The organism is Microbacterium jejuense, assembly GCF_019511665.1.
Taxonomy (GTDB): domain Bacteria; phylum Actinomycetota; class Actinomycetes; order Actinomycetales; family Microbacteriaceae; genus Microbacterium; species Microbacterium jejuense_A.
In genome coordinates this window covers 40,701-65,724 of the sequence record NZ_JAEUAW010000003.1, presented here as the reverse complement: position 1 = coordinate 65,724, position 25,024 = coordinate 40,701, and the positions used below count along the sequence as shown (strand labels likewise).

The following is a 25,024-nucleotide window of genomic DNA, read 5'->3' as shown; positions in this document are numbered from 1 at the left end:
CGTCACTCTGCCCGGAACAGGTGCATCGAGGTGCCGGGAAGCGGCACGATGTCGCCCGGCGCGTACACGGCGCCGTCCTCGGACGGTGTCTCGTCGGCGCTCGACCACAGCGACACGTAGCGAGTGACGCCGTCGGCGTCGGGCAGGGTGACGTCGATGGGCCGCTCGGTGCCGTGGATCATCAGCAGGATGCGGTTGAAGTCCTCGAACTCCGGGGTCGACGCCGCGACGTACTGCAGCGTGCGGTGCGACGGGTCGGTCCACCGCTCGATCGACATCGTCTCGCCGTTCTCGTCGTACCACTCCATGAGCGACGCGGACGGCGTGTGCTCGCCGAGCCGCGCGAAGCGGCTCGGCCGCAGCGCCGGGTTCTCGCGCCGCAGGCGCAGCAGATGGCGCACGTGCGCGTAGAGGTCCTGCTGCCACGGCGTGTGCTCCCAGCGGAGCCAGGTCAGGTCGGAGTCGTGGCAGTACGCGTTGTTGTTGCCGTTCTGCGTGCGGGCGTGCTCGTCACCCGCGGTGATCATCGGCACGCCGGCCGACAGCAGCAGCGTGCCGATGAGGTTGCGCATGGCCTTGCGTCGCGTGGCCAGGATCGCGGGGTCGCCGGTGCGGCCTTCGGCCCCGTGGTTGAACGAGCGGTTCGTGTCGGCCCCGTCGCGGCCGTGCTCTCCGTTGGCGTGGTTGTGCTTGACGTCGTACGACACGAGGTCGCGCAGCGTGAACCCGTCGTGCGCGGTCACGAAGTTCACGCCCGCGAGCGGCCCCCGCGCCTCGTCGAAGGTGTTGGCCGATCCGGCGAGGCGATGCGCGAGTCCGCCGATGCCGACGGGTGACACGCCGGCTCGGCGTGCGTAGTCGACGTCGCTCAGCCAGAAGTTGCGCACGCGGTCGCGGTAGCGGTCGTTCCACTCGCTCCAGCCGTCGCCGAACCCGCCGGTGTGCCAGCCGCCCATCCCGACGTCCCACGGCTCGGCGATCTTCTTGACGCCGGCCAGCTCCGGGTCGTCCACGATGGCTCGCAGGAGAGGATGCTGCGCGGTGAACTCGTGCGTCGCGTCGCGTCCGAGGGTCACGGCGAGATCGAAGCGGAACCCGTCGATCTGCACCTCGTTCGCCCAGTACCGCAGCGAGTCGAGGACGAGCCGGGGGGCGGCATCCGTCGAGGTGTTCAGCGAGTTGCCGCAGCCGGTGACGTCGATGTAGGCCCCGTCGTCCTGCTGGCGGTAGTACGCGCGGTTGTCGATGCCGCGCAGGCTCGACCGCGGACCGCCGAGCCCCTCTTCGGCGGTGTGGTTGTACACGACGTCGAGGATGACCTCCAGGCCGGCCTCGTGCAGCAGCTTCACCATGCCCTTGAACTCGCGCAGCACCGCTTCGGGACCCTGCCGGCGGGCCTCCTCCGTCGCGTACTCGGCGTGGGGCGTGAAGAAGTTCAGCGTGTTGTAGCCCCAGTAGTTCGCGAGGCCGTGCTGCAGCAGGCGGGGCTCGGTCGTGAACGCGTGGATGGGAAGCAGCTCGATGCTCGTGACGCCCAGGTCCAGGAAGTGCTGCACCATGGCCGGGTGCGCGAGTCCCGCATACGTCCCCCGCAGGGCTCCGGGAAGCTCGGGATGCCGCTTCGACAGGCCCTTCAGGTGGCCTTCGTAGAGCACCGTGCGATCCAGCGGCACGGCGGGCTTGCGCGATGCGCCCCAGTCGAACGACCCCTCGACGACCACCGAGCGCCAGCCGTCGTAGCCGGTGCGGACGAGGCCCTTCGTGTACGGCTCGAGCAGGAGCGTGCCGCGGTTGAAGGTGTTGCCGGGACCGTGCGGCCCGTCGACGCGGATCGCGTAGCGGGTTCCGGGCCGCAGGAGCGCCGAGGTGACCTCCCACACGCCGCCTCCGACGGGCGTGAGCGGTTCGGTCGCGGTGATCCAGTCCAGATCGGTGTCGTCGAAGACCACGAGGTCGACGGCGTCGGCCGCGCCCGACCACACGCGCAGGCGTGCCCCGCCCGGGAGCAGCTCGACGCCCAGACGGTCGAGCTCTGGGGCGAGCAGACCCGCGGCAGGGTGCGTGAGGACGGACTCCGGGCTGACCATGCGGACTACCATAACCATGGTCCGAGTCGGCGGCGTTACGGGACCGGGTCCCGCAGCGCACGACACCCGGACCACTCCACCGACGCCAGCCGAGAGGATGCCGGGTGCCCGTCTATCTCGATCACGCCGCCACGGCGCCCCTGCGGGCCGAGGCGCGCGACGCGTGGCTCGACGCGCAGTCCGCGGTGGGCAACGCGTCGTCGATCCACGGCGCGGGGCAGAACGCGCGCCGCGCACTCGAAGAGGCGCGCGAGAGGCTCGCTGCGGTGCTCGACGCAGACCCCATCGAGGTCGTGTTCACGTCGGGTGGCACCGAGGCGGTGAATCTCGCCGTCAAGGGACTGTGGTGGGCGCGTGAGCAGTCGGCGGATGCCGTCGTGCTGCCGGACGGCGAGCACCATGCCACCCTCGACGCCGTCGAGTGGCTGCAGGCGCAGGGTGCCGACGTGCGGCACGTCGGGCTCGACGAGGTCGGGCGCATCGGCATCGACGCCTTCGGCGCCGCCCTCCCGGGCGCGGCCGTCGCCACCGCGCTGGTGGCCAACAACGAGGTCGGGACCATCAACGATGCGGCAGGGCTTGCGGGTGCCGCGGCCGCCGCACGCGTGCCGCTCCACCTCGACGCTGTCGCGGCCTTCGGGCACGTGCCGGTGTCGTTCCGCTCGTGGCGCGGATCCGCGCACGGACGGGCGGGCCTCGTCGCCGTGAGCGTCTCGGCGCACAAGGTCGGCGGCCCCGTCGGCGTCGGCGCCCTCGTCGTGTCGCGTGCGGCCGAGCTGACCGCCCTCGTCCACGGCGGCGCGCAGCAGCGGCGGCTGCGCGCGGGAACGCAGGACGTCGCGGGAGCGGTCGCGTTCGCGGTCGCCGCCGAGCTCGCCGAGGCCGAGCGCGAGGCGGAGGCCGCCCGGCTCGCCGGGCTGCGGGAGCGGCTGGTGGGCGGCATCCACTCCTCCATCCCCGACGCGGAGCTGCTGGGCGATCCTGTCGACCGCGTCCCCGGCAACGCGCACGTGCTGTTCCCAGGGGCGTCGGGCGAGACGCTGCTGTTCCTCCTCGACCGCGCCGGCATCTCGGTCTCGACGGGCTCGGCGTGCCAGGCCGGTGTGCCCGAGCCGTCGCACGTCGTCCTCGCGCTCGGACGCAGCGAGGCGGAGGCGCGGCAGGTGCTGCGTTTCACGCTGGGCCGCACCACGACGGCGGCCGACGTCGAGGCGGCGCTCGCGGCGCTGCCCGAGGCCGTGGAGCGCGCGCGTGCGGCATCCGGCCCGCGCACAGCCCGCGCTTCGTAGACTGGGACCATGCGGATCCTGGCAGCCATGAGCGGTGGAGTGGATTCCGCCGTGGCGGCTGCCCGTGCCGTCGAGGCGGGTCACGACGTCGTCGGCGTGCACCTGGCGCTCTCGCGCGCCGGCGGCACGCTGCGCACCGGCAGTCGCGGCTGCTGCACCATCGAGGACGCCATGGACGCGCGCCGGGCTGCCGACCGCCTCGGGATCCCGTTCTACGTGTGGGACTTCTCGGAGCGGTTCCGCGACGACGTCATCGAGGACTTCGTGGCGGAGTACCGGGCCGGCCGCACGCCGAACCCCTGCATGCGCTGCAACGAGAAGATCAAGTTCGCCGCGCTGCTCGAGCGCGCGCTCGAGCTCGGCTTCGACGCCGTGTGCACCGGGCACTACGCGACCCTCGTCGACGGTCCGGACGGCCTCGAGCTGCATCGCGCGTCGGATGCCGCCAAGGACCAGTCCTACGTGCTCGGCGTGCTCGACGCCGAGCAGCTGGCGCACACATACTTCCCGCTGGGCGCCACACCCTCGAAGGCGCTCGTGCGCGCCGAGGCCGAGGCGCGCGGGCTCACGGTCGCGCACAAGCCCGACAGTCACGACATCTGCTTCATCCCCGACGGCGACACGCGGGGGTGGCTCGCCGAGCGCGTGGGCGCCGAGCAGGGCGACATCGTCGACCGCAGCGCCGCCGTGATCGGCACCCACGACGGCGCCCACGCCTTCACCGTCGGGCAGCGCCGCGGGCTGCAGCTCGGGGTTCCGGCGCCCGATGGCAAGCCCCGCTTCGTGCTCGAGGTGCGGCCGGTGTCGAACACCGTCGTGGTCGGCCCGAAGGAGGCGCTCGCGACCGCCGAGATCGCGGGGGAGCGGTACTCGTGGGCAGGGCGCCCGCAGCCCGAAGGGTCGTTCGCGTGCCATGTGCAGATCCGCGCGCACGCGGATCCCGTGCCGGCGACGGCGACCCTCGCGGACGGACGCCTCACCGTCGTCCCCGAGACGCCCTTCGACGGCGTCGCCCCCGGGCAGACGGCCGTGCTCTACGACGGCACGCGCGTCATCGGCCAGTTCACCATCGCGACCACCGTCTCGGCGGTTCCCGCCTCGGTCTGATTCGTGTCGGGCGAAGCCGCCCTGGCGGTGTCGGCACCCCCTTCTAGACTGGCGTGGTGACGGATGCCGCACTCCCCGCCGACGCCGGACTCGAAGCCGCGCGGGCGGAAGCCCAGGACCTGACCGATCGCATCATCGGCGCGCGCGACGCGTACTACGGCCGCAACGCCGAGATCGTCGACGACGCGACGTACGACGGCTGGATGCACCGTCTCGAAGAGCTGGAGCGCCTGCACCCCGAGCTGCAGGGGCAGGACTCGCCGACGCAGACGGTGGGCGCGGCAGAGAGCTCGATGTTCGCGCCCGTCGAGCACGCCGAGCGCATGCTGAGCCTCGACAACGTCTTCAGCCCCGAAGAGCTGCGGGACTGGTGCGTCAAGGCGCAGGCCTCGGCAGGCCGCCGCGTGCGCTGGCTCACCGAGCTGAAGATCGACGGACTGGCCATCAGCCTGCGGTACGAGAAGGGCGTACTCACCTCCGCCGCCACGCGAGGGGACGGCCGTGTCGGCGAGGACGTGACGGTCAACGCCGTGCGCGTGGCCGGCATCCCGCAGCGGCTCACCGGCACGGGGCATCCCGATCTCGTGGAGGTGCGCGGCGAGGTGTTCATCCCGGTCGCCGCGTTCGAGCGGCTCAACGCCCTGCAGGCCGACATGCGCGACCGCGTCGTCGACGAGGCCCGGGCGCGCAGCCGGGCCTTCGACGAAGCGAAGGCGCGGCTCAGCGCCGAGCGGCGGTTCCCGGCGTTCGCCAATCCCCGCAACGCGGCCTCGGGCGGGCTGCGCCAGCAGCTCGAGAAGAAGGAGGGCCTCGAGCTCCAGGCCGGCCGGGCGCGACTCGAGTCGCTGCGGCTGTTCGTCCACGGCATCGGCGCCTGGAGCCGCCCGCCGGTCGAGTCCCAGAGCGAGACATACGCCCTGCTGGCGGAGTGGGGCCTGCCCACGAGTCCCTACTTCCGCACCACCGACGACATCGACGGCGTCCTCGACTTCGTCGCTTACTACGGCGAGCACCGCCACGACGTGGAGCACGAGATCGACGGCATCGTGGTGAAGGTCGACGAGCTCGCGCTGCACGACGAGCTCGGCGCCACCAGCCGCGCCCCGCGATGGGCGATCGCGTACAAGTACCCGCCCGAGCAGGTGAACACGAAGCTGCTCGACATCGTCGTCTCTGTGGGCCGCACCGGGCGCGCGACCCCGTACGCGGTGATGGCGCCCGCACGCGTCGCCGGCTCGGTCGTGCGCCAGGCGACGCTCCACAACCAGGACGTGGTGCGCGCGAAGGGCGTGCTGATCGGCGACACCGTCGTGCTGCGCAAGGCGGGCGACGTCATCCCCGAGGTGCTGGGCCCCGTCGTCGAGCTGCGGGACGGCACCGAGCGCGAGTTCGTCATGCCGGCGGACTGCCCCGAGTGCGGGTCGCCGCTGCGCCCCGCGAAAGAAGGCGACATCGACTTGCGCTGCCCGAACGCCCGCTCGTGCCCGGCCCAGGTGCGCGGGCGCGTCGAGCACATCGGCTCGCGCGGCGCCCTCGACATCGAGGTGCTCGGCGAGGTGACAGCCGCGGCGCTGACCCAGGCGGAGGCTCCGGCCACCGCGCCGCTGCAGACCGAGGCGCGCCTGTTCTCGCTGTCTCTCGACGACCTCGTGCCGATCTCGGTCATCGTCCGCGATTCCGAGACGGGCGAGCTGAAGGTCGACGAGGTGACGGGCGAGCCCGTCCGGCGTGCGCCCTTCCGGCGCAACCCCACGGCCAGCGAGAAGAAGCAGGGGCTTGAAGGCCCCCAGCCGTCCGCGGCCGCCGTGAAGCTCCTGGCAGAACTCGAGAAGGCGAAGACGAAAGACCTCTGGCGGCTGCTCGTCGCGCTCAACATCCGGCATGTCGGTCCGGTGGCCGCTCGCGCACTGGCGCAGTGGTTCGGTTCGCTGGACGCCATCCGCGCCGCCGACCGTGAGGAGCTGGCGAAGGTCGAGGGCGTGGGCGGCATCATCGCGGACTCGCTGCTCGAGTGGTTCGAGGTCGACTGGCACCGCGACATCGTCGACGAGTGGGCGCGCGCGGGTGTGCAGTGGGCGACGCCCGGTCACCCCGGTCCCGGGGTGGCCGCTGTCGCGGGCGGGGTGCTCGAGGGTCTGACCGTCGTCGCCACGGGCTCGCTCGAGGGGTACACGCGTGAAGGGGCCCAGGAGGCGATCCTGAACGCGGGCGGCAAGGCGGCGTCGAGCGTCTCCAAGAAGACCGACTTCGTCGCGGCCGGCCCGGGCGCCGGGTCGAAGCTCGCGAAGGCCGAAGAGCTCGGCATCCGCATCCTGGACGCCGAGCAGTTCCGCATCCTCGTCACTCAGGGTCCGGCCGCGCTCGACGCGTTGGAGCCCGACGCCGGCTGAAATGTCGTAGGTATGTTCTAACGTCGAGTCATCGACGAAAGGACGCCCCCATGACGATCGCCCCCGATCCATCGCTGCTGGCCTGGCTCGACCAAGAAGACAAGCGGACGGCGCAGACGATCCGTGCCCACGGCACGAGCAACGAGTACGTCTTCGGCGACATGCCGCGCCGTGAGACGCCCTTCTCATACACGATCGGCCTCTTCGGCCTCGGCCATCCCGAGCTGCTCGTCTTCGGGCTCGATCCGCGCACGTCGGGTCTGCTGCTGAACGACGTCGCCGCCCGCGTACGAGCGGGCGACGACCTCGTCGCCGGTCAGCTGCTGGAGTTCGCCGGCTGGGGCCACCGCGTCACCGTCGAAGAAGTGCCCAACCCCGGTGAGATCGTCTTCGCGGCGAACCGGTACTACCAGCGCCCGGCCGAGGCATCGGTGCCCGTCTACCAGCTCACGTACGACGACCGCGGCGGTTTGTTCCCGTGGGACGACGGGTACGACACCGCCGCCTGGATCCAGCCGCGCCCGGGCACCTTCCGCGCATGAACGTGGTGCGCGGCCGCGCTCAGGAGCCCGTGGTGAGGGCGAGCAGCCGGTCGCGCACCTGCCGGCGCAGGACCTTGCCGATGAGCGAGGTCGGCAGTTCGTCGACGACGAAGATGCGGCGGGGCACCTTGTAGGGGGTGAGGATGCCTCGCGCGAAATCGCGGATCGCCTCGACGTCGATCTCGTCGCCCGGCGCCACCACGACGGCGGCGACGACCTCTTCACCCGAGTGCTCGCTGGGCAGCCCGACGACGGCGGCGTCCTCGACCTGCGGGTGCTGGCGCAGCGCGTTCTCGACTTCGGTGGGCGCGACGTTGAAGCCGCCCGTGATGATGAGCTCCTTGATGCGGTCGACGATGCGCACGAAGCCGCCCTCGTCGATCGTGACGATGTCGCCCGTGCGGAACCAGCCGTCGACGAAGACCGCCTCGGTCTCTTCGGGCTTGCCGTAGTAGCCCGAGAACACCTGTGGCCCGCGCACGACGAGCTCACCCCGTTCGCCGCGCGGGACGTCCCTCGTCGGCTCGTCGGGGTCGACGACCCGGCACTCGGTGCCCGGCAGCGGGAGGCCGACGGTGCCCGGCACGCGGTTGTCGGCGACGGGATTGGCCATCAGCACGGGCGAGCACTCGCTCAGGCCGTAGCCCTCGACGAGGTAGCCGCCGGTCGCGGCCTCGAACGGGACGACCAGCTCATGCGGCAGCGCCATGGCGCCCGAGATGGCGACCTCGGTGCCGGCGAGCGACACGCCCTTCTCGCGTGCGGCCTTCAGCAGTCGCTCCGCGATCGGCGGCACGAGCGGCAGGAAGGTCGCGGGGTGCTTCTTGGTCACCTCGAGCACCATGTCGGGGTCGAACTTCGGGAACAGCACGAGCCGCGCCCCCATCGACATCGCGAACGTCAGGCACAGCGTGAGCCCGTACGCGTGGAACATCGGCAGCACCGCGTAGACGACGCAGCCGTCGCCCCGCACGATCGAGGGCACCCACGCGCGCGCCTGCGCCGCGTTCGACAGCAGATTGCGGTGGGTGAGAGCCGCGCCCTTCGGGGTTCCCGTCGTCCCGCTCGTGTACTGGATGAGGGCGAGGTCGTCGGTCGCCGGGCGAGGGTGGGATGCCGGCAGCGCCGCCGTGCCGACCACCCGCTCCCACGGCACGGTGCCCGAGACCCGCTCGGTGAGGGCGGAGCGCGCCTCCCGCGCCTTCGCGATGGGCAGCCCGAGAGCCAGGCGCGTGCCGAACGGCATAGCCTTGGTGACGTCCACCGAGACGAGGCTCGTGAGAGCGAGGTCGGCGGGGAAGTCCTGGACGGTCGCCACGACCTTCGTCCACACGATCGCGTGCTTGGCGCCGTGGTCCTCGAACTGCTTGCGCAGCTCGCGCGGCGTGTACAGCGGATTGTGCTCGACGACGACGGCGCCCAGGCGCAGGATCGCGTAGAACGCCACGATGTGCTGCGGGCAGTTGGGGAGCACGATCGCGACCGGGTCGCCGGCCTTGACGCCGAGGTCGCGCAGTCCCGCCGCGGCACGCTCGATCTGCTCGTGCAGCGAGCGGTAGGACGTCTCCCGGCCGAAGAACTGCAGGGCCGCCGCCTCGGGGTAGTCGCGTGCCGACGCGTCGACGATGTCGACGAGGGAACCCGTCACGGGGGCGAGGTCTTCGGGCACGCCGTCTGCGTAGCTGGCGGTCCACGGGCGCGGCGGGTCGTAGGTCGTCACGGCGATCAGCCTACGCCGCGGCCGGGCGCCGGACAGTCGGCATACCGAGGCCCCGGTAGTCTTGACGGGTGTCTGAAATCACCCCCGATCTCGTGCGCCATCTCGGTGTGCTCGCCCGGATCCAGCTGAGCGACGAGGAGGTCGACCGCCTCACCGGCCAGCTCGACGTCATCGTCGACAACATCGCCAAGGTGTCCGAGGTGGCCACGCCCGACGTTCCCGCGACGAGCCACCCGATCGCCCTCCAGAACGTGTTCCGGCCGGATGTCGCGGGCGGTCAGCTGACGCCCGCGCAGGTGCTGCAGAACGCGCCGGACGCGGCGGACGGCCGCTTCCGCGTGACCGCGATCCTCGGCGAAGAGCAGTAAGGGGCTGTCGTGACCGATCTCACCACCCTGAGCGCCGCCGCGCTCGCAGAGAAGCTGGCCGCCCGTGAGGTGTCGAGCGTCGAGGCCACGCAGGCGCACCTCGACCGCATCTCCGCCGTGGATGCCGACATCCACGCGTTCCTCCATGTCAGCGATCATGCGCTCGACGTGGCCGCCGACATCGACCGCCGCCGCGCGGCCGGTGAGGAGCTGGGCCCCGTCGCCGGCGTGCCGCTGGCCATCAAGGACGTCCTGGTCACCACCGACATGCCGTCCACGAGCGGCTCGAAGATCCTCGAGGGTTATCTGTCGCCGTACGACGCGACCGTCGTCGCCCGCGCGCGTGCCGCCGGTCTCGTGCCTCTCGGCAAGACCAACATGGACGAGTTCGCCATGGGCTCGTCCACCGAGCACTCGGCGTACGGCCCGACCCGCAACCCGTGGGACCTGGAGCGTATCCCAGGAGGCTCGGGCGGTGGTTCGGCCGCCGCCGTCGCGGCGTTCGAGGCACCCCTGGCGCTCGGCTCCGACACGGGCGGCTCGATCCGCCAGCCCGCGCACGTGACGGGCACGGTCGGGCTGAAGCCGACGTACGGCGCGGTGAGCCGCTACGGCGCCATCGCGCTCGCCTCGAGCCTCGACCAGGTCGGCCCGGTCACCCGCACGGTCCTCGACTCGGGCCTGCTGCACGACGTGATCGGCGGCCACGACCCGCACGATTCGACCTCGCTCGCTCACGAGTGGCCGTCGTTCGCCGCGGCGGCCCGCGAGGGCGCGACGGGAGAGGTGCTCAAGGGCCTCAAGGTCGGCGTCATCCGCGAGCTGCCCGACAGCGGGTTCCAGCAGGGTGTGTCGCAGTCGTTCCGCGCCGCGCTGGCCGCGATGGAGGCACAGGGCGCCGAGATCGTCGAGATCAGCGCGCCGCACTTCGAGTACGGGGTGGCGGCGTACTACCTGATCCTCCCGGCCGAGGCATCCAGCAACCTGGCGAAGTTCGACTCGGTCCGCTTCGGCTTGCGGGTCGACGTGCCCGGCGGCACCGTCGAGGACGTGATGGCGCGTACGCGCGACGCCGGATTCGGAGACGAGGTCAAGCGCCGCATCATCCTCGGCACCTACGCCCTGTCGGCCGGCTACTACGACGCGTACTACGGCTCGGCGCAGAAGGTGCGCACGCTCATCCAGCGCGACTTCGCGGAGGCGTTCGCGCAGGTCGACGTCATCGCGACGCCGTCGGCGCCGACCACCGCGTTCAAGCTCGGCGAGAAGATCGACGACCCGCTGCAGATGTACCTCAACGACGTCACGACCATCCCCGCGAACCTCGCGGGCGTTCCTGGCATCTCGATCCCGTCGGGCCTGGCCGCCGAGGACGGCCTGCCCGTCGGCATCCAGTTCCTCGCCCCGGCGTACGAGGACGCGCGGCTGTACCGCGTGGGCGCGGCCCTCGAGGCGCTGCTGGTCGACTCGTGGGGCGGTCCACTGCTCGACAGGGCGCCGACCCTCGGCGCGAACGGAGGTGCCCGCTGATGGCGAAGGACACGCTGATGGACTTCGACAAGGCGCTCGAGCTGTACGAGCCGGTGCTCGGGTTCGAAGTGCATGTCGAGCTCAACACCGAGACCAAGATGTTCTCGTCGGCGCCCAACCCTGCGCACCCGTCCCAGCACGACGCCGAGCCGAACACGCTCGTCGCTCCCGTCGACATGGGTCTTCCGGGCGCGCTGCCCGTGGTCAACGAGCAGGCGGTCCGCTCCTCGATCAGCCTGGGGCTCGCCCTCGGGTGTTCGATCGCGCCGTCCAGCCGCTTCGCGCGCAAGAACTACTTCTACCCGGATCTCGGCAAGAACTATCAGATCTCGCAGTACGACGAGCCGATCGCGTTCGAGGGGCAGGTCGAGATCGAGCTCGAGGACGGCACTCTCGTGCAGATCCCGATCGAGCGTGCGCACATGGAAGAGGATGCCGGCAAGCTGACCCACGTCGGCGGTGCGACCGGTCGCATCCAGGGCGCCGAGTACTCGCTCGTCGACTACAACCGCGCCGGTGTGCCGCTCGTCGAGATCGTCACCAAGCCGATCTTCGGCGCGGAGGCCAACGCCCCCAAGCTTGCGGCGGCGTACGTGCGCGCGATCCGCGACATCGTCATCGGCCTCGGCATCTCGGAGGCGCGGATGGAGCGCGGCAATCTCCGCTGCGATGCGAACGTGTCGCTGCGCCCGCGTGGCCAGGAGAAGCTCGGCACGCGCACCGAGACGAAGAACGTCAACTCGATGCGCTCCGTCGAGCGCGCCGTGCGCTACGAGATCCAGCGGCAGGCCGCGATCCTGGCGTCCGGCGGCACGATCATCCAGGAGACGCGGCACTGGCACGAAGACACCGGGACGACCTCGCCGGGCCGCCCGAAGTCTGACGCCGACGACTACCGCTACTTCCCGGAGCCCGATCTGCTGCCGGTCGCGCCCGCGCCCGAGCTGATCGAAGAGCTTCGTGCCGCCCTGCCCGAGCAGCCCGCGGCGCGGCGCCGCCGGCTCAAGGCCGAGTGGGGCTTCGCCGACATCGACTTCCAGGGCGTCGTCAACGGCGGGGTGCTGAACGAGGTCGAGGCCACGATCGCCGCGGGCGCGTCGCCCGCTGCCGCGCGCAAGTGGTGGACCGGCGAGGTCGCACGCATCGCGAACGCCGACGGACGCGAGCCGGCGGACCTCGTGGCGCCGGCCGATGTCGCCGCCCTCCAGGCGCTCGTCGACGCGGGCACGCTCACCGACAAGCTCGCCCGCCAGGTGCTGGAGGGTGTCATCGCCGGTGAGGGCTCACCGCAGGAGGTCGTGGATGCCCGAGGGCTCGCCGTCGTGTCGGACGACGGCGCCCTGATCGCCGCGATCGACGAGGCCCTCGCGGCTCAGCCGGACGTGCTCGAGAAGATCCGCGACGGCAAGGTGCAGGCCGCCGGCGCCGTGATCGGCGCGGTGATGAAGGCGATGAAGGGCCAGGCGGACGCGGCGCGCGTGCGCGAGCTCGTGCTGGAGCGCGCCGCCACCGCCTGACCGGCGACTCGCGCAGAACGTCGCACAGTGGGGCGGATCCTCCGGGACCGCCCACTGTGCGATGTCGGAGCTCCCTGAGAGGATCGATGCATGGGGCGTGGCGACGGCACCGGGCGGATCGTGTCGCCCGACGACGCCGACGACACCGGGACGGGCATCCTCCACGTCGACATGGACGCGTTCTACGCGTCCGTGGAGCAGCTCGACGATCCGACGCTTCGCGGCAAGGCCATCATCATCGGCGCCCCCGAGAGTCGCTCGGTGGTGTCGAGCGCCTCGTACGAGGCGCGGCGGTTCGGCGTGCGCTCGGCGATGCCGGTGAGTCAGGCGCTGCGGCTGTGCCCGCACGCGATCGTCGTCCCACCGCACTTCGAGCGGTACCTGGAGATGTCGGCGCGTGTGATGCGCATGTTCCGCGACGTGACGCCCCTGGTCGAGCCGCTGTCGATCGATGAGGCGTTCCTCGACGTGCGCGGCGCGCGACGGCTGTGGGGGAGCCCGGGCGCGATCGCCCGCATGCTCCGCGAGCGCGTCCTCGCCGAGACGGGCCTCACGTGCAGCATCGGGGTGGCGGCGACCAAGCACGTCGCCAAGATGGCGTCGACCGTCAGCAAGCCCGACGGACTGCTCATCGTGGCCGAGGCAGACACGGACGCGTTCCTCGCGCCGCGCTCGGTGCGCGCGCTGTGGGGCGTCGGTCCCAAGACCGCCGAATCACTCGAGCGGCGCGGCATCCACACCATCGCCGACGCGCGGGAGGCTCCGCGCGAGGTTCTCGATCGTGCGCTGGGGCCGGCGATGGGCGATCGGATCTGGCATCTCGCGCGCGGCATCGACGCCCGCGAGGTCGACACGTCGCGCGTGGAGAAGAGCATCGGTCACGAAGAGACCTTCCACGAAGACATCGGCGACGACGCGGTGCTGCGCTCCGAGCTGCGCCGGCTGGCAGACCGCGTCGGGGCGCGTCTGCGCAGCAACGGGTGGGAGGCGGCGACCGTGGCGATCAAGGTGCGCTACGCCGACTTCACGACCATCTCGAGGTCGCAGACCCTCGCCGAGCCCACGGCGGTCGGACAGCGGATCGGGGATGCCGCACACGAGCTGTTCGCCTCGATCGATCGCTCGCTTCCGGTCAGGCTCATCGGCGTCCGCGCCGAGAAGCTGCGCCCGTCGGGAACGGCCATGCCCGGGCTGTGGGACGACGACGAGGGCTGGCGGCGGCTGGAGGACGCCCTCGACGACGCGACGGCGCGGTTCGGTCGGGGCGCCGTCACGCGCGCCACCAATCTCGGCTCTCGCGGCGGCGGAACGCTCCCATCCAGTCCGCCCGCACCGCGCCTCGACGCCGGCTGACACGAAGACCGGGCCGCGCGACCGGTCGCCACGTCAACCATCGTCTGTGCCGAAGCACGAACGCCCGCTACGTTGGACGCATGCCCAACATCGCACTCGAACTCGGCAAGCAGTCCGCGGCCTTCGGCGTGAAGAGCGCATACGGCGAGCAGCAGGATGTCGACGGCGTCCGGCTCATCCCGGTCGCCGTGACCTGGTCCGGCTTCGGCGGCGGCTCCGACGAGGCCGGCAACGGCGGAGGCGGAGGAGGCGGTTACGCGATCCCGGTGGGGGCGTACATCCGCCGCGGCGACGACCTGCGCTTCGAGCCGAACATCATCGCCCTGCTCACCGTGGCGATCCCGTTCGTGTTCTTCGCCGGTCGCGCCCTCAGCCGTGTCATCCGCGCCCTCAAGAAGTGACGCCGACCCGGTCGCCGCGTCGCTCGCCCTGGCCGTCGGGCACCTGACGACGGCGATCGAGCAGGTCGCGGCATCCAATCCGGTCGTCCTCATCGACGGCCGCAGCGGAGCAGGCAAGAGCTCCCTCGCGCGGGCGCTGGTGTCGCGCTGGCCGCTGCGCGGGCGCGTGCAGCTCGTGGCGCTGGACTCCCTCTATCCCGGGTGGGACGGGCTCGATGACGGGGTGGAGCTCGCCCGCGAGCTGATCCTCACACCGCACGCGCGGGGCATCGTCGGGGTGTGGCAGCGGTGGGACTGGACGACGGGTGAGCCGGCCGAGGCGCATGCGGTCGATCCGTCGCTCCCGCTCATCGTCGAGGGTGCGGGGCTCCTGACGCCGGCGACGGCGCGGCTGGGCGATGTGCGGGTGTGGCTGGAATCCCCGGCGGCGTCGCGCAAGAACCGGGCGCTCGTCCGTGACGGCGACGCCTATCGCCCGCACTGGGACCGCTGGGCGCGCCAGGAGCAGCGCCACGTGGAGCGCGACGACCCGATGCGCCTGGCGACGCACCTGTTTCCGGTGCCGTGACCCGTCACGCCTGGCCGTCGTCGAACGACGCCACGAGCCCGTCGAGGCGGTAGCCGAGCCAGTCGTAGATGCCGAACCGCGGATTGTCGGGGTCGTGGTCCTCGGGCCGGGTGATGTCCAGGCGCTCTGCCATCACGAGGCGCACCGCCGCCAGGGTCCGCAGCCACGCGCGCACGGTCTCGGGCTCCAGCCGGATCTCGACCTGCTCGAGAAGGGCCGGATTGTCAGGATCATCCGGGATGCCGGCGGCCTCGGCCAGCGAGAACAGCACGATCTCGGCATCCGCCCGTCGGCGTGTGAGCAGATCCGTCTCGGTCAGCGTGCGGAACTCGCGCGCCGCCTCGTCGTCGTCGGGGTACGGTGTCGGCACGAGCCGCGCGAGCGCGGGATCTTCGTGCGCAGGCGTGGATCCGTCCACGAGGTCGGCGAACTGCGCGACGAGCGCCGACAGGTGGGCGGCCTCCAGGCGCGCCACCTCCAGCACGACCGTGCGTCCCGTCACGCCGGCTCCTGCCGCACGGTCGCCCACAGCCCGTAGTCGTGCATGGCCTGGGCATGCAGCTCCATGCGTTCCCGGGCGCCCTGCGAGACGACGGCGTGACCCTCGTTGTGGACCGCGAGCATGAGGCGCTCCGCCTCGGCGCGGGGAAGACCGAAGTACTCGCGGAACACGTGGGTCACGTAGCTCATCAGGTTGACGGGGTCGTCCCACACGACCGTCTGCCACGGTCGATCGGGATCGGGGTGGCGGTCGACGTCCACGTCCTCGTCGACGACCGGCGCGGCGAGCGGACTCATCAGGCCCATCCCAACTCGTGCAGACGGTCGTCGTCGATGCCGTAGAAGTGCGCGATCTCGTGGACGAGCGTCGTGTGGACTTCGTCCCGGAGCTCGTCCTCGTCGTCGCACACCGCGAGGTGCGGTTCCCGGTACACGAGGATCCGATCAGGCAGCTCGCCCGCGCCGTACCGGTCGCGCTCGGTGAGCGCCCAGCCGTCGTACAGCCCGAGCAGGTCGAGGCTCCCGTCCTCAGGGCGGTCCTCGACGACGAACACGACGTTGTCGAGCCCGGCGACCATGTCGTCGGGAAGTGCGTCCAGCTCGTCGATCACGAGGGACTCGAAGGTCGCGGCATCCATCTCCATCATGATGCCTCGCTTCTACGCGAATGGGGCGCGAAATTCGCGCCCCATTCGGTTGACATGGGGTGAGTAACGGGACTTGAACCCGCGACCCCCTGGACCACAACCAGGTGCTCTACCAACTGAGCTATACCCACCATGCTTCCCGCTCGCGCGGGCAACCAGACGATTCTCTCACACCTCAGGGGCAAACGATGACACCGCCGCGGCTGCGGCTGCGCGGGCCCCGTCGCTGGTGGGTCCCGGCTCGGGCACGAACACCGCCTGGCGGTAGTACGCGAGCTCGCGCACCGACTCGATGATGTCGGCGAGGGCGCGGTGTCCGCCGTCCTTCGCAGGCGCGTGGATGTACGCGCGCGGATACCAGCGGCGGGCCAGCTCTTTGATGCTCGACACGTCGACGTTGCGGTAGTGCAGCCAGTGATCCACGCGCGGCATGTACTTCGCGAGGAACATGCGGTCGGTGCCGATCGTGTTGCCCGCGAGCGGCGCCTTGCCCTCGAGCGGCACGAACCGCTGGATGTACTCGAGCACCTGGAACTCGGCGTCGGCGACCGTCACGCCGTGCGGGATCTCGTCGAGCAGCCCCGAGGAACGGTGCATGTTGGTGACGAACTCGTTCATGTGCGCCAGCGCGGACGCGTCCGGCTTGATCACGACGTGGAATCCGGGATCGAGCAGGCGGAGCTCGAAGTCCGTCACGACCACGGCGATCTCGACCAGTTCGTCGACCGCGAGGTCGAGCCCCGTCATCTCGCAGTCGATCCACACCAGGCGATCGTTGTCGGATGCCCCCACCATGTGCTCCATCCTCGTGACGGGGTCCGACATCGCGGACTCCGGATAAGGGGCTCGGCGTCGCCGCCGAGCCCCGGTGCCCCCCCGGGAGGATTCGAACCCCCGACCTGGCGGGTAGAAACCGCTCGCTCTGTCCCCTGAGCTACGGAGGGAAGGGTGCTCCCAGGTTACCCGGTCGCGCCGCGCCGTCGCGGACCCTGGTTTCGTGCGGCGTCGCGGCGTAGCGTCGGCGGCGGAGGCATCGAAAGGAGTTCACGATGAGCACCACGCAGACGCACCACCCGCTGTGGGTCGCCTTCGGCACCGGCGGCGTCGTCGGCAGCATCCGCAAGGGCGACGACGGCTACACGGTGACGATGGCCGGCGCCGATCAGGTCGCGGGCACGTACCCGTCGATGGAGATCGCCAAGAGCGCCCTCCATGCCCGGATGACGCCGGGGAGCGACTGGCCGCGGTTCGAGGAGCACTGACGCTCCGCCATCGCCGCGGCCGGCATGCCTTCAGGGTGCCGGCTCGGCGGTGGCTGCCGTCTGGCCGCCGTGGGACCTGTCCCGCGCGGGCGCGTCGCGTCGTGTGTCGAGCAGCGGCAGCGCGACATGCACCAGCGGACCGATGAGCGCTGCGAACAGCACGGTGCCGATGCCCACGGTGCCGCCCAGAAGCCACCCGACGGCGAGGACCGTGAGCTCGACCAGCGCGCGGCACAGCCAGATCGGCCATCCGAGCCGCGAGTTGAGGCCGGTCATCAGCCCGTCGCGCGGTCCGGGGCCGAAGCACGCGCCGATGTAGAGCCCGGAGGCGACGGCGACGACGAGGATGCCGCCGAGCAGCGTCGCCAGCTGCGCGAAGATCCCGTCGACCGGCGGCACGACGGCGAGCACGAGCTGCATGCTCGTGCCGACGAGCAGGATGTTCGCGATCGTCCCGATCCCCGGCTTCTGTCGGAGCGGGATCCACAGCAGCAGCACGAAGAAGCCGACGATGTTCGTGATCCACCCGATGCCGATGCCGGTGCGCAGCGACAGTCCCTGCGCGAACACGGTCCAGGGATCCACGCCGAGTCCGGCTTCGACCGTCAGCGCGCATCCCGCGCCGTAGAGGAACAGGCCGATCAGCAGCTGGGCGACGCGACGGGGCATAAAGCTATCCAATCTCATGATTGGCCCGTAGTCAGCAGTCCAATACGGCTACGCTGGCCCCATGGACTCCCGCGTCTCGGCTCGCGCGCTCGCTGTCTCACTCGGAGGCTGGCGCACTCGCGAACCGGCCTACGAGGCACTGGCCGACGGCATCCGCCTCCTGTGTCTCGACAACCGGATCGCCCCGCGCACGACACTGCCGGCCGAGCGCGAACTGGCCGCGGCTCTGCACGTCAGCCGCAGCACGGTGGCCGCCGCATACCGCAGCCTGCGCGACACCGGTCACATCGCCAGCCTGCGCGGATCGGGCAGCGTCACCCTGCCGGTCGGGCATCGCGATGTCGGGCGAGCGACCGCAGCCGAGGGCATGATCGACCTGCAGCAGGCCAGTCCGCCGGCCTGGCCGGGCCTCGCCGGCGTGATGGCGGAAGCCGGCGCGAACTCCGCGGCGCTGATCTCACGCGTCGGGTACGACGTGCTCGGCGGTGGCGAGCTGCGCGCGGCGATCGCGCGGCGGTACACCGAGCGGGGGATCCCGACCACGCCCGCCGAAGTGCTCGTGACCACGGGGGCGCAGAGCGCGATCCACCTGGTGTCGTCGGTGCTGCTGGGTCGCGGAGACCGCGTCGTCGTCGAGACGCCGACCTACCCCCACGCCGTCGATGCTCTCCGCCGTGCAGGGGGCCGGCTCGTCGGAGTGCCCGTGACGATCGATGCCGGCTGGGACATCGATCGCGCGGAGCAGGTGTTCGCGCGGACGCTGCCCGTCATGGCGTACCTCATGCCGGACTTCCAGAACCCGACCGGGCGCAGCATGACCGCCGCTGAGCGTGCGGCGATCCTCGCCGCGGGGGAGCGCGCCGGCACCGTGCTGGTGCTCGATGAGACGACGGCCGATCTCGACATCGATCGCGGTCCGCTCGACGCGGGGTTCGTCGACGCCGAGCCGGGCACCGTCGTGCGCATCGGCTCCCTCGGCAAGACCGTGTGGGGCGGGCTGCGCGTCGGATGGGTGCGCGCGGACGGAGACCTGATCCGGCGCCTGGTGGCCGCGCGTCCCGCCCACGACCTGGGCACGCCGGAGTTCGAGCAGGCCATCGCGGCGCGCCTGCTCGGCGACTTCGACGCGATCGTGGCGCAGCGCTCCGGACTGCTGCGGGCAGGCCGCGATGCGGTCGTGGCGGCGTTGCGGGCGCAGCTCCCGTCGTGGCGCATCCCGGACGTGCACGGGGGAGTGGCGCTGTGGATCGGACTCGACGCGCCGCTCAGCTCGGCTCTCGTCATGGAGGCGCGCTCTCGAGGCGTGCTGCTCACGGCGGGCTCGAGGTTCTCGATCGAGGGCGGCCACGATCGGCATCTGCGGGTGCCGTTCACGTCCCCGCCCGACGACATGGTGCGCGCGGCGACGGTCCTCGCGGAGTCGTGGTCCGCGGTCAGAGCCGGCGCGCCCGCCACGGTGGTCGAACACGCCGGTTCGGTCGTCTGATCCCGCGGTCAGCGAGCCCACCGGAGGCACTCGACCGCCTCGTCGGCGCTCCAGAAGTCGCCGAGGTCGCGGAACGCATGGGATGCCGCGTGGAACCGGCGTGCGCGGAAACGGGTGCCGCCGCGCTCGAGCACTGCCTGCAGATGGCCGATGACGACGCCCGCACGATCCCTGACGCGCCAGAGCCCCGGCGCGGCGCGATCGAGCCGGACCTGCGCGCGTGCGGAGAGCGAGGGCTGTTCGAGATCGATGGATTCGAGGATGTCGGTCATTGCTACTCCCTTCACTTAGAAGATATGTTCGACCTCCGACATCGCTCCGGAGTGGTCGACCTTCCTCCCCAGTCGCGGCGGAGCGCGGGTTCTCCCCAGATCGGCAGCGAGAACCTCTGCGCCGACCACGAGCCCGACAGGCTGTTGCCACCGCCGGCGTCCTCGGGCACGGGACGCCGGCGGTGACCAGGGGATCGACCCCGGTCTCGCGAAGAGAGGAACCGACATGAGCGATCTGTACGACAGCATCACCGTCACCGGCAACGTGGCCACCGAACCCGAATTCAAGCGCACGCAGAACGGGCTGGGCATCACCTCGTTCCGCGTCGCGAGCGGCCAGCGGCGGTTCGACCGCCAAACCGAGCGCTGGATTGACGCGGGCACCAACTGGTACACGGTGTCGGTGTTCCGCGGCCTCGCCGACCACGCGTTCGCATCGCTGCACAAGGGCGACCGCGTCATCCTGACCGGACGACTGCGGCAGCGGGAATGGGACAACGGCGAGAAGCGCGGCACCTCACTCGACATCGAGGCCGACGCCCTCGGCCACGACCTGCTGTGGGGCACCACGACCTTCGTCAAGGACGATCGGCGTCACAGCGCGGATCCCATCCCTCCGGATGCGTGGCGGGCCCCGGACGCGACGCGCGCGTGGGCCGCCCCCGGCGTGGAGGCCGAGCCCGCCGCCGATGCGGTCGAGCCGATGGCGCTCGAGCCGACGGGAGGCGAGCTCGTCGGGGCAGGGGCAGGGGCATCTGACGCGCCGTTCTGAGGCCCGATCCGGCCGAATGCTCCGCAGGGTGCCGGGCGCGCGCACGTAGACTTCTCGCGTGGCCCGACACCCTGCATCCGCGAACGGCACACCGAGCCCTCGGGGGCGCGCCGCGCTCACAGCGCTCGCCGCGGTCGTGATCGCGGTCGTCACGGCGTGCGCACCGATGGAGCCCGATCCGACCCCGTCCGCGTCAGGCGGCTCCGTCGGGCCGACGCCGAGCGCCGGCGCCACTGAGGGGGTCGACGCGGCACCGTCCCCCGCGCTCGTCCCCGACGGCACGGCGCAGGACAACCTCCCGTACTTCACGGCCATCACCGACTCGGTGTGGGCGACCGACTCGCGGGTATCGGGCCGTGCCTACATCGACGCCCTCGTCGCGGCCGGCTTCGACAAGTCGGCCATGCAGGTGACGAGCGACACCTCGACCGTGGGCAATCCGGCCGAGAGCATCCAGTTCTCGGTGCGCTGGGGAGATCAATGTCTCGTCGGACAGGTCGGTCCCGCGACCGGCGACCCGGTGACGGTCGTGGTGCCGGTGGTGGCCGAGGGCACGTGCCTCATCGGCCAGACCCGCCCGATCGACTGGTGAAGCGCCGCCCCGAGGCGCCGTCGCGCGCGGCCGGTAGGCTGGGACGCTGACGCCAGATCCAAGGAGAACAGAAACCCGATGGCTGAGTACATCTACTCGATGGTCCGTGCCCGTAAGGCGGTCGGCGAGAAGCTGATCCTCGACGACGTGACCATGGCGTTCCTCCCGGGCGCCAAGATCGGCATGGTCGGCCCGAACGGCGCCGGAAAGTCGACGATCCTCAAGATCATGGCCGGGCTCGACACTCCGTCGAACGGCGAGGCGAAGCTGTCGCCCGGATTCACCGTGGGCATCCTCATGCAGGAGCCGGAGCTCGATGACTCCAAGACCGTGCTCGAGAACATCCAGGAGGGCGTCGCGATCAAGGCGAAGCTCGACCGCTTCAACGAGATCTCGGGCCTGATGGCCGACCCCGACGCGGACTTCGACGCGCTGCTGGCCGAGATGGGCACCCTGCAGGAAGAGATCGACGCCGCGGACGCATGGGACCTGGACTCCCAGCTCGAGCAGGCGATGGACGCCCTGCGCACCCCTCCCGCCGACGCCTCGGTCGCGAACCTGTCGGGTGGTGAGCGCCGCCGCGTCGCCCTCGCGAAGCTGCTGCTGCAGAAGCCCGACCTGCTGCTCCTGGACGAGCCCACCAACCACCTCGACGCCGAGAGCGTCCTGTGGCTCGAACAGCACCTCCAGAAGTACGCGGGTGCCGTCATCGCGATCACGCACGACCGGTACTTCCTCGACAACGTCGCGGAGTGGATCGCAGAGGTCGACCGCGGCCGGCTCATCGGCTACGAGGGCAACTACTCGACCTACCTCGAGAAGAAGGCGGAGCGTCTCGCCATCCAGGGCAAGAAGGACGCGAAGCTGGCCAAGCGTCTCGCCGAGGAGCTCGACTGGGTGCGGTCGAACCAGAAGGGCCGCCAGGCCAAGTCGAAGGCTCGACTCGCCCGCTACGAGGAGATGGCCGCGGAGGCGGATCGCACCCGGAAGCTCGACTTCGAAGAGATCACGATCCCGCCCGGGCCGCGTCTGGGCAACGTCGTCATCGAGGCCAAGAAGCTCAAGAAGGGCTTCGACGGCCGCTCGCTCATCGACGGGCTGAGCTTCACGCTGCCCCCCAACGGCATCGTGGGCGTCATCGGCCCGAACGGCGTCGGCAAGACGACGCTCTTCAAGACGATCGTCGGACTGGAGCCCCTCGACGGCGGAGAGCTCAAGATCGGCGAGACGGTCAAGATCAGCTACGTCGATCAGTCCCGCGCGAACATCGACCCGAACAAGACGCTGTGGGAGGTCGTCTCGGACGGGCTCGACATCATCACCGTCGGCAAGACCGAGATCCCTTCGCGCGCGTACGTGTCGAAGTTCGGCTTCAAGGGCCCCGACCAGCAGAAGAAGGCCGGTGTGCTCTCCGGCGGTGAGCGCAACCGCCTCAACCTCGCGCTGACGCTGAAAGAGGGCGGCAACCTGCTGCTGCTCGACGAGCCGACGAACGACCTGGACGTCGAGACGCTGCAGTCGCTCGAGAACGCCCTGCTCGAGTTCCCCGGCTGCGCAGTCGTGATCACGCACGACCGGTGGTTCCTCGACCGCATCGCGACGCACATCCTCGCGTACGAGGGCACCGACGAGAACCCCGACCAGTGGTACTGGTTCGAGGGCAACTTCGAGGCGTACGAGGCCAACAAGATCGAGCGTCTCGGCGCCGACGCTGCTCGCCCGCACCGCACGACGTATCGCAAGCTCACGCGTGACTGACACGGCACGCGCGGAGGCCGCTCCCGAAGGGGGCGGCCTCCGGCTGCACATCCCCATCCACCTGCGGTGGGGCGACCTCGACGCGTTCAACCACGTCAACAACACGTCGATGCTCAAGCTGCTCGAAGAGGCCCGCGTGCGCGCGTTCTGGGTGCCCGCCCCGGGCGAGGACGCGCCGCCGACGGCCGTGCTCGACTCCAGCATCTTCAGCGGCGTGCTCACGCTGATCGCACGGCAAGAGATCGAGTACCTCGCTCCTGTGCCGTATCAGCGTCATCCCCTCGACGTGCAGATGTGGTTCGGCAAGATGGGCGGCTCGAGCATCGAGGTCTGCTACGAGGTCTACAGCCCCGCCGAGACAGCCGACCTGCAGCGCGTCCTCTACGCGCGCGCCATGACGGTCATCGTGAAGGTGGATGCCGCCACCGGGCGCCCGCTGCGCCTCACGGCCGAAGAGCGCCAGGCCTGGGCGCCCTTCGTCGGCGAGCCCATCGTCTACGCCCACCGGCGCTGAGCGGCCACGCGCCGCGCGTCAGCTCTGCTCAGGCCGGTCCTCCGGTACGCGCACCATGATCTCCTGCGCGACGCTCGCGAGCAGCGCACCGTCGGCGCTGTAGATGCGGCCGGTCGCGAGCCCGCGACCGCCGCGGGCGCTCGGGGACTCCTGGACGTACAGCATCCACTCGTCCACTCGCCCGAACCGATGCCACCACATGGCGTGGTCGAGGCTCGCGACCTTGAGGCCCGGGGTGGTCCAGGCGATGCCGTGCGCGCGCAGGATCGACTCCTGGATCGTGAGGTCCGTGAGGTACGCGAGTGCCGCGCGATGGATCCCCGGATCGTCCGGGATCGCCCGGCGCACCCGCATCCAGACCATCTGATCCGGCCGGCGCGGTCCCTCGACGGCCGTGTAGATCGGCGACGGGATGTGGCGCAGCTCGACCGGGCGGTCGGTGAAGAACCTCTTCGACATGGGGTGCAGGCCGTCCAGCCGCGCCTCGACATCGGGAAGATCGTCGGGATGCGGCACACCCGAGGGCATCGGCGCCTGGTGTTCGACGCCCGGATCCTCGTCCTGGAACGAGGCGATCATCGAGAAGATCGGCACGCCCTCCTGGAACGCCTGCGTCCGGCGGGTCGAGAACGAGCGGCCGTCGTGGATGCGGTCCACCGAGAAGGTGATGCCCTTCGCGGAGTCGCCCGGGCGCAGGAAGTAGCCGTGCATCGAGTGCACCTTGCGGTCCGCGGGGAGCGTGCGGGATGCCGCCACGATCGACTGCGCGAGCACCTGACCGCCGTACACCCGGCCGAGGGGCATCGACTGCGAGCGGCCGGTGAAGATGTCCTCCGTCGTGCGGGCGTCGGAGCCGCTGAGGTCGAGCACCGAGAGCATCGACGCGACCGCGTCGGACGGGGGATCGGTGGGGTGCTCTGCGTTCACGGGTCTCCTCGTCGTCGGTGCGCGGATAGGGGGCGGCGGGCCGCCCGTCGTTTCCGCTTGGTAGCTTAGGGGCGATGTCTCCGCGCCTGCTGTTCGCCGATCCCGCCTCCGCCGCGGATGCGCTCACCTTCGCCGGGCGGGCGGCCCGCTTCACGGACGAGGGTGTGCGACTGCAGGCATCGGGAGGCGTGCTGGCGATGACGGCGGCGCCGCTCGCACCTCGCGGCCTGGGCGACGCGACGCCGACGGTGCTGGCGATGCGTACGCTGGCGGCCGACCCCGAGCTGGTGTGCGACCTCATCGTCGACGCCTCCACGCTGACCGCGGTCGCCGACGATCCGCGGGCGGTGAGCCTGCCAGAGACCGCGCTGTCGGCCGCGTGGGCGGGGATCGCACCGCCGCGCGGCGGGTGGGAGTCGCGCGCCGGCATCGACGCGTCGACGCTGGCGGCGAAGGCGCAGGGCGGCATCGCCCGCGTCTCCGACACGGTGCCCACGGATGCCGGCGAGGATGTGGTCCGGGCGGTGCGCGCCGCCGTGTGGGGCGCACCCGATGACGACCTCGGCGGCCTGCCGCTGGGCGTGGCGTTCGCGGCCCTGAGCATGGGCTTCATCAGCGGCGCCGAGACGTCGCGCGTCTACGCGAACGGCCCGTGGACGCGGATCACGCTCGATCGGGGGCACATCGTGGTGCGGGGACCCCTGGTGTCGGGTCTCACGCCGGTGCGTCGCACGGGTCCCGCCGCGGCCTGA

At 71.1% G+C, this 25,024-nt stretch carries 26 protein-coding genes and 2 tRNA genes; 17 read left to right on the top strand and 11 right to left on the bottom strand.

The window, feature by feature from the left end; all coding sequences use genetic code 11:
- Positions 1–2: 2 nt before the first annotated feature.
- Positions 3–2,087 carry a glycogen debranching protein GlgX gene (gene glgX, locus JNB62_RS04165; RefSeq protein WP_220299615.1) on the bottom strand — a complete coding sequence of 695 codons (2,085 nt, stop codon included), beginning with the start codon at positions 2,085–2,087 and terminating at the stop codon, positions 3–5.
- 104 nt (positions 2,088–2,191) lie between these two features.
- On the opposite strand from glgX, the gene JNB62_RS04160 reads away from it, so the two are divergent.
- The 4 genes from JNB62_RS04160 to JNB62_RS04145 are packed head-to-tail and all read left to right on the top strand — an operon-like array spanning position 2,192 to position 7,415.
- Positions 2,192–3,376, top strand: a complete 1,185-nt coding sequence (locus JNB62_RS04160) for a cysteine desulfurase family protein (protein WP_220299614.1) — start codon at positions 2,192–2,194, stop codon at positions 3,374–3,376.
- A gap of 9 nt (positions 3,377–3,385) precedes the next feature.
- Positions 3,386–4,483, top strand: a complete 1,098-nt coding sequence (gene mnmA, locus JNB62_RS04155) for a tRNA 2-thiouridine(34) synthase MnmA (protein WP_220299613.1) — start codon at positions 3,386–3,388, stop codon at positions 4,481–4,483.
- A gap of 56 nt (positions 4,484–4,539) precedes the next feature.
- A complete protein-coding gene (gene ligA / locus JNB62_RS04150; protein WP_220299612.1) occupies positions 4,540–6,873 on the top strand; it encodes an NAD-dependent DNA ligase LigA in 2,334 nt (777 codons plus the stop codon).
- 50 nt (positions 6,874–6,923) lie between these two features.
- On the top strand, positions 6,924–7,415 hold the full coding sequence (locus tag JNB62_RS04145; RefSeq protein WP_220299611.1) for a DUF4262 domain-containing protein: 492 nt from the start codon (positions 6,924–6,926) through the stop codon (positions 7,413–7,415).
- A 19-nt stretch (positions 7,416–7,434) separates the two neighbouring features.
- On the opposite strand, the gene JNB62_RS04140 is transcribed toward JNB62_RS04145, so the two are convergent.
- Positions 7,435–9,135, bottom strand: a complete 1,701-nt coding sequence (locus tag JNB62_RS04140; RefSeq protein WP_220299610.1) for a long-chain-fatty-acid--CoA ligase — start codon at positions 9,133–9,135, stop codon at positions 7,435–7,437.
- 68 nt (positions 9,136–9,203) lie between these two features.
- Between JNB62_RS04140 and gatC the strand changes: the two genes are divergently transcribed.
- The 6 genes from gatC (at position 9,204) to JNB62_RS04110 (ending at position 14,872) form a co-directional block, all read left to right on the top strand.
- Positions 9,204–9,503, top strand: coding sequence for an Asp-tRNA(Asn)/Glu-tRNA(Gln) amidotransferase subunit GatC (gatC, locus tag JNB62_RS04135; protein ID WP_220299609.1), 300 nt, complete (start codon positions 9,204–9,206; stop codon positions 9,501–9,503).
- Positions 9,504–9,512: 9 nt separating this feature from the next.
- A complete protein-coding gene (gatA, locus tag JNB62_RS04130) occupies positions 9,513–11,033 on the top strand; it encodes an Asp-tRNA(Asn)/Glu-tRNA(Gln) amidotransferase subunit GatA (protein ID WP_220299608.1) in 1,521 nt (506 codons plus the stop codon).
- Positions 11,033–12,550 carry an Asp-tRNA(Asn)/Glu-tRNA(Gln) amidotransferase subunit GatB gene (gatB, locus tag JNB62_RS04125; RefSeq protein WP_220299607.1) on the top strand — a complete coding sequence of 506 codons (1,518 nt, stop codon included), beginning with the start codon at positions 11,033–11,035 and terminating at the stop codon, positions 12,548–12,550. Before gatA ends, gatB begins: the two co-directional genes overlap by 1 nt.
- Before the next feature lie 90 nt (positions 12,551–12,640).
- A complete protein-coding gene (locus tag JNB62_RS04120; RefSeq protein ID WP_220299606.1) occupies positions 12,641–13,903 on the top strand; it encodes a DNA polymerase IV in 1,263 nt (420 codons plus the stop codon).
- A gap of 80 nt (positions 13,904–13,983) precedes the next feature.
- On the top strand, positions 13,984–14,304 hold the full coding sequence (locus JNB62_RS04115) for a hypothetical protein (RefSeq protein WP_220299605.1): 321 nt from the start codon (positions 13,984–13,986) through the stop codon (positions 14,302–14,304).
- Complete coding sequence (locus tag JNB62_RS04110) at positions 14,279–14,872, top strand: hypothetical protein (RefSeq protein ID WP_308291721.1); 594 nt, start codon at positions 14,279–14,281, stop codon at positions 14,870–14,872. Before JNB62_RS04115 ends, JNB62_RS04110 begins: the two co-directional genes overlap by 26 nt.
- Positions 14,873–14,876: 4 nt before the next feature.
- Here JNB62_RS04110 and JNB62_RS04105 read toward each other — a convergent pair whose 3' ends face one another.
- The 6 genes from JNB62_RS04105 to JNB62_RS04080 form a co-directional block, all read right to left on the bottom strand.
- Positions 14,877–15,374, bottom strand: coding sequence for a DUF2017 family protein (locus tag JNB62_RS04105; protein ID WP_308291720.1), 498 nt, complete (start codon positions 15,372–15,374; stop codon positions 14,877–14,879).
- Positions 15,371–15,679: an ATP-dependent Clp protease adapter ClpS gene (clpS, locus tag JNB62_RS04100; RefSeq protein ID WP_220299603.1), complete on the bottom strand. Its 309-nt coding sequence runs from the start codon at positions 15,677–15,679 to the stop codon at positions 15,371–15,373. The genes JNB62_RS04105 and clpS overlap by 4 nt, the downstream gene beginning before the upstream one ends.
- Positions 15,670–16,017 carry a metallopeptidase family protein gene (locus JNB62_RS04095; RefSeq protein ID WP_374450443.1) on the bottom strand — a complete coding sequence of 116 codons (348 nt, stop codon included), beginning with the start codon at positions 16,015–16,017 and terminating at the stop codon, positions 15,670–15,672. The genes clpS and JNB62_RS04095 overlap by 10 nt, the downstream gene beginning before the upstream one ends.
- Before the next feature lie 58 nt (positions 16,018–16,075).
- Positions 16,076–16,151 (bottom strand) — tRNA-His (locus JNB62_RS04090).
- A gap of 37 nt (positions 16,152–16,188) precedes the next feature.
- Positions 16,189–16,815, bottom strand: coding sequence for an oligoribonuclease (gene orn, locus JNB62_RS04085; protein WP_220299601.1), 627 nt, complete (start codon positions 16,813–16,815; stop codon positions 16,189–16,191).
- A 76-nt stretch (positions 16,816–16,891) separates the two neighbouring features.
- Positions 16,892–16,964 (bottom strand) — tRNA-Arg (locus JNB62_RS04080).
- A 105-nt stretch (positions 16,965–17,069) separates the two neighbouring features.
- On the opposite strand from JNB62_RS04080, the gene JNB62_RS04075 reads away from it, so the two are divergent.
- A complete protein-coding gene (locus JNB62_RS04075) occupies positions 17,070–17,282 on the top strand; it encodes a methyltransferase (RefSeq protein ID WP_220299600.1) in 213 nt (70 codons plus the stop codon).
- Between the two features lie 30 nt (positions 17,283–17,312).
- Here JNB62_RS04075 and yczE read toward each other — a convergent pair whose 3' ends face one another.
- Entirely contained in the window at positions 17,313–17,951 is a 639-nt protein-coding gene (gene yczE, locus JNB62_RS04070) for a membrane protein YczE (RefSeq protein WP_220299599.1), read from the bottom strand.
- Positions 17,952–18,012: 61 nt separating this feature from the next.
- Here yczE and yczR point away from each other — a divergent pair, with 61 nt between their 5' ends.
- On the top strand, positions 18,013–19,437 hold the full coding sequence (gene yczR / locus JNB62_RS04065) for a MocR-like transcription factor YczR (RefSeq protein WP_220299598.1): 1,425 nt from the start codon (positions 18,013–18,015) through the stop codon (positions 19,435–19,437).
- 8 nt (positions 19,438–19,445) lie between these two features.
- Here yczR and JNB62_RS04060 read toward each other — a convergent pair whose 3' ends face one another.
- On the bottom strand, positions 19,446–19,709 hold the full coding sequence (locus JNB62_RS04060; protein ID WP_220299597.1) for a hypothetical protein: 264 nt from the start codon (positions 19,707–19,709) through the stop codon (positions 19,446–19,448).
- 226 nt (positions 19,710–19,935) lie between these two features.
- Between JNB62_RS04060 and JNB62_RS04055 the strand changes: the two genes are divergently transcribed.
- From JNB62_RS04055 to JNB62_RS04040, 4 genes are all read left to right on the top strand, one after another.
- Positions 19,936–20,481: a single-stranded DNA-binding protein gene (locus tag JNB62_RS04055; RefSeq protein ID WP_220299596.1), complete on the top strand. Its 546-nt coding sequence runs from the start codon at positions 19,936–19,938 to the stop codon at positions 20,479–20,481.
- Between the two features lie 58 nt (positions 20,482–20,539).
- Positions 20,540–21,073: a DUF6993 domain-containing protein gene (locus JNB62_RS04050; protein WP_308291719.1), complete on the top strand. Its 534-nt coding sequence runs from the start codon at positions 20,540–20,542 to the stop codon at positions 21,071–21,073.
- Between the two features lie 78 nt (positions 21,074–21,151).
- Positions 21,152–22,831, top strand: a complete 1,680-nt coding sequence (ettA, locus tag JNB62_RS04045; protein ID WP_220299595.1) for an energy-dependent translational throttle protein EttA — start codon at positions 21,152–21,154, stop codon at positions 22,829–22,831.
- Entirely contained in the window at positions 22,824–23,345 is a 522-nt protein-coding gene (locus JNB62_RS04040; protein ID WP_220299594.1) for an acyl-CoA thioesterase, read from the top strand. The genes ettA and JNB62_RS04040 overlap by 8 nt, the downstream gene beginning before the upstream one ends.
- A gap of 18 nt (positions 23,346–23,363) precedes the next feature.
- Here JNB62_RS04040 and JNB62_RS04035 read toward each other — a convergent pair whose 3' ends face one another.
- Positions 23,364–24,224, bottom strand: coding sequence for an acyl-CoA thioesterase (locus JNB62_RS04035; protein ID WP_220299938.1), 861 nt, complete (start codon positions 24,222–24,224; stop codon positions 23,364–23,366).
- A gap of 122 nt (positions 24,225–24,346) precedes the next feature.
- Between JNB62_RS04035 and JNB62_RS04030 the strand changes: the two genes are divergently transcribed.
- Positions 24,347–25,024, top strand: a complete 678-nt coding sequence (locus JNB62_RS04030; RefSeq protein ID WP_220299593.1) for a hypothetical protein — start codon at positions 24,347–24,349, stop codon at positions 25,022–25,024.

Excerpts from the sequence above, each read along its gene's own strand:
- glgX (WP_220299615.1), bottom strand. The coding sequence starts at position 2,087 with ATGGTCAGCCCGGAGTCCGTCCTCACGCACCCTGCCGCGGGTCTGCTC.
- gatB (WP_220299607.1), top strand. The coding sequence starts at position 11,033 with ATGGCGAAGGACACGCTGATGGACTTCGACAAGGCGCTCGAGCTGTAC.
- JNB62_RS04060 (WP_220299597.1), bottom strand. The coding sequence starts at position 19,709 with ATGACCGACATCCTCGAATCCATCGATCTCGAACAGCCCTCGCTCTCC.
- JNB62_RS04035 (WP_220299938.1), bottom strand. The coding sequence starts at position 24,224 with ATGCTCTCGGTGCTCGACCTCAGCGGCTCCGACGCCCGCACGACGGAG.
- JNB62_RS04055 (WP_220299596.1), top strand. The coding sequence starts at position 19,936 with ATGAGCGATCTGTACGACAGCATCACCGTCACCGGCAACGTGGCCACC.
- JNB62_RS04030 (WP_220299593.1), top strand. The coding sequence starts at position 24,347 with ATGTCTCCGCGCCTGCTGTTCGCCGATCCCGCCTCCGCCGCGGATGCG.
- clpS (WP_220299603.1), bottom strand. The coding sequence starts at position 15,679 with ATGGGCCTGATGAGTCCGCTCGCCGCGCCGGTCGTCGACGAGGACGTG.
- JNB62_RS04095 (WP_374450443.1), bottom strand. The coding sequence starts at position 16,017 with ATGGAGATGGATGCCGCGACCTTCGAGTCCCTCGTGATCGACGAGCTG.
- yczR (WP_220299598.1), top strand. The coding sequence starts at position 18,013 with ATGGACTCCCGCGTCTCGGCTCGCGCGCTCGCTGTCTCACTCGGAGGC.
- mnmA (WP_220299613.1), top strand. The coding sequence starts at position 3,386 with ATGCGGATCCTGGCAGCCATGAGCGGTGGAGTGGATTCCGCCGTGGCG.
- JNB62_RS04120 (WP_220299606.1), top strand. The coding sequence starts at position 12,641 with ATGGGGCGTGGCGACGGCACCGGGCGGATCGTGTCGCCCGACGACGCC.
- JNB62_RS04115 (WP_220299605.1), top strand. The coding sequence starts at position 13,984 with ATGCCCAACATCGCACTCGAACTCGGCAAGCAGTCCGCGGCCTTCGGC.
- yczE (WP_220299599.1), bottom strand. The coding sequence starts at position 17,951 with ATGCCCCGTCGCGTCGCCCAGCTGCTGATCGGCCTGTTCCTCTACGGC.
- ettA (WP_220299595.1), top strand. The coding sequence starts at position 21,152 with ATGGCTGAGTACATCTACTCGATGGTCCGTGCCCGTAAGGCGGTCGGC.
- JNB62_RS04075 (WP_220299600.1), top strand. The coding sequence starts at position 17,070 with ATGAGCACCACGCAGACGCACCACCCGCTGTGGGTCGCCTTCGGCACC.
- JNB62_RS04145 (WP_220299611.1), top strand. The coding sequence starts at position 6,924 with ATGACGATCGCCCCCGATCCATCGCTGCTGGCCTGGCTCGACCAAGAA.
- orn (WP_220299601.1), bottom strand. The coding sequence starts at position 16,815 with ATGGTGGGGGCATCCGACAACGATCGCCTGGTGTGGATCGACTGCGAG.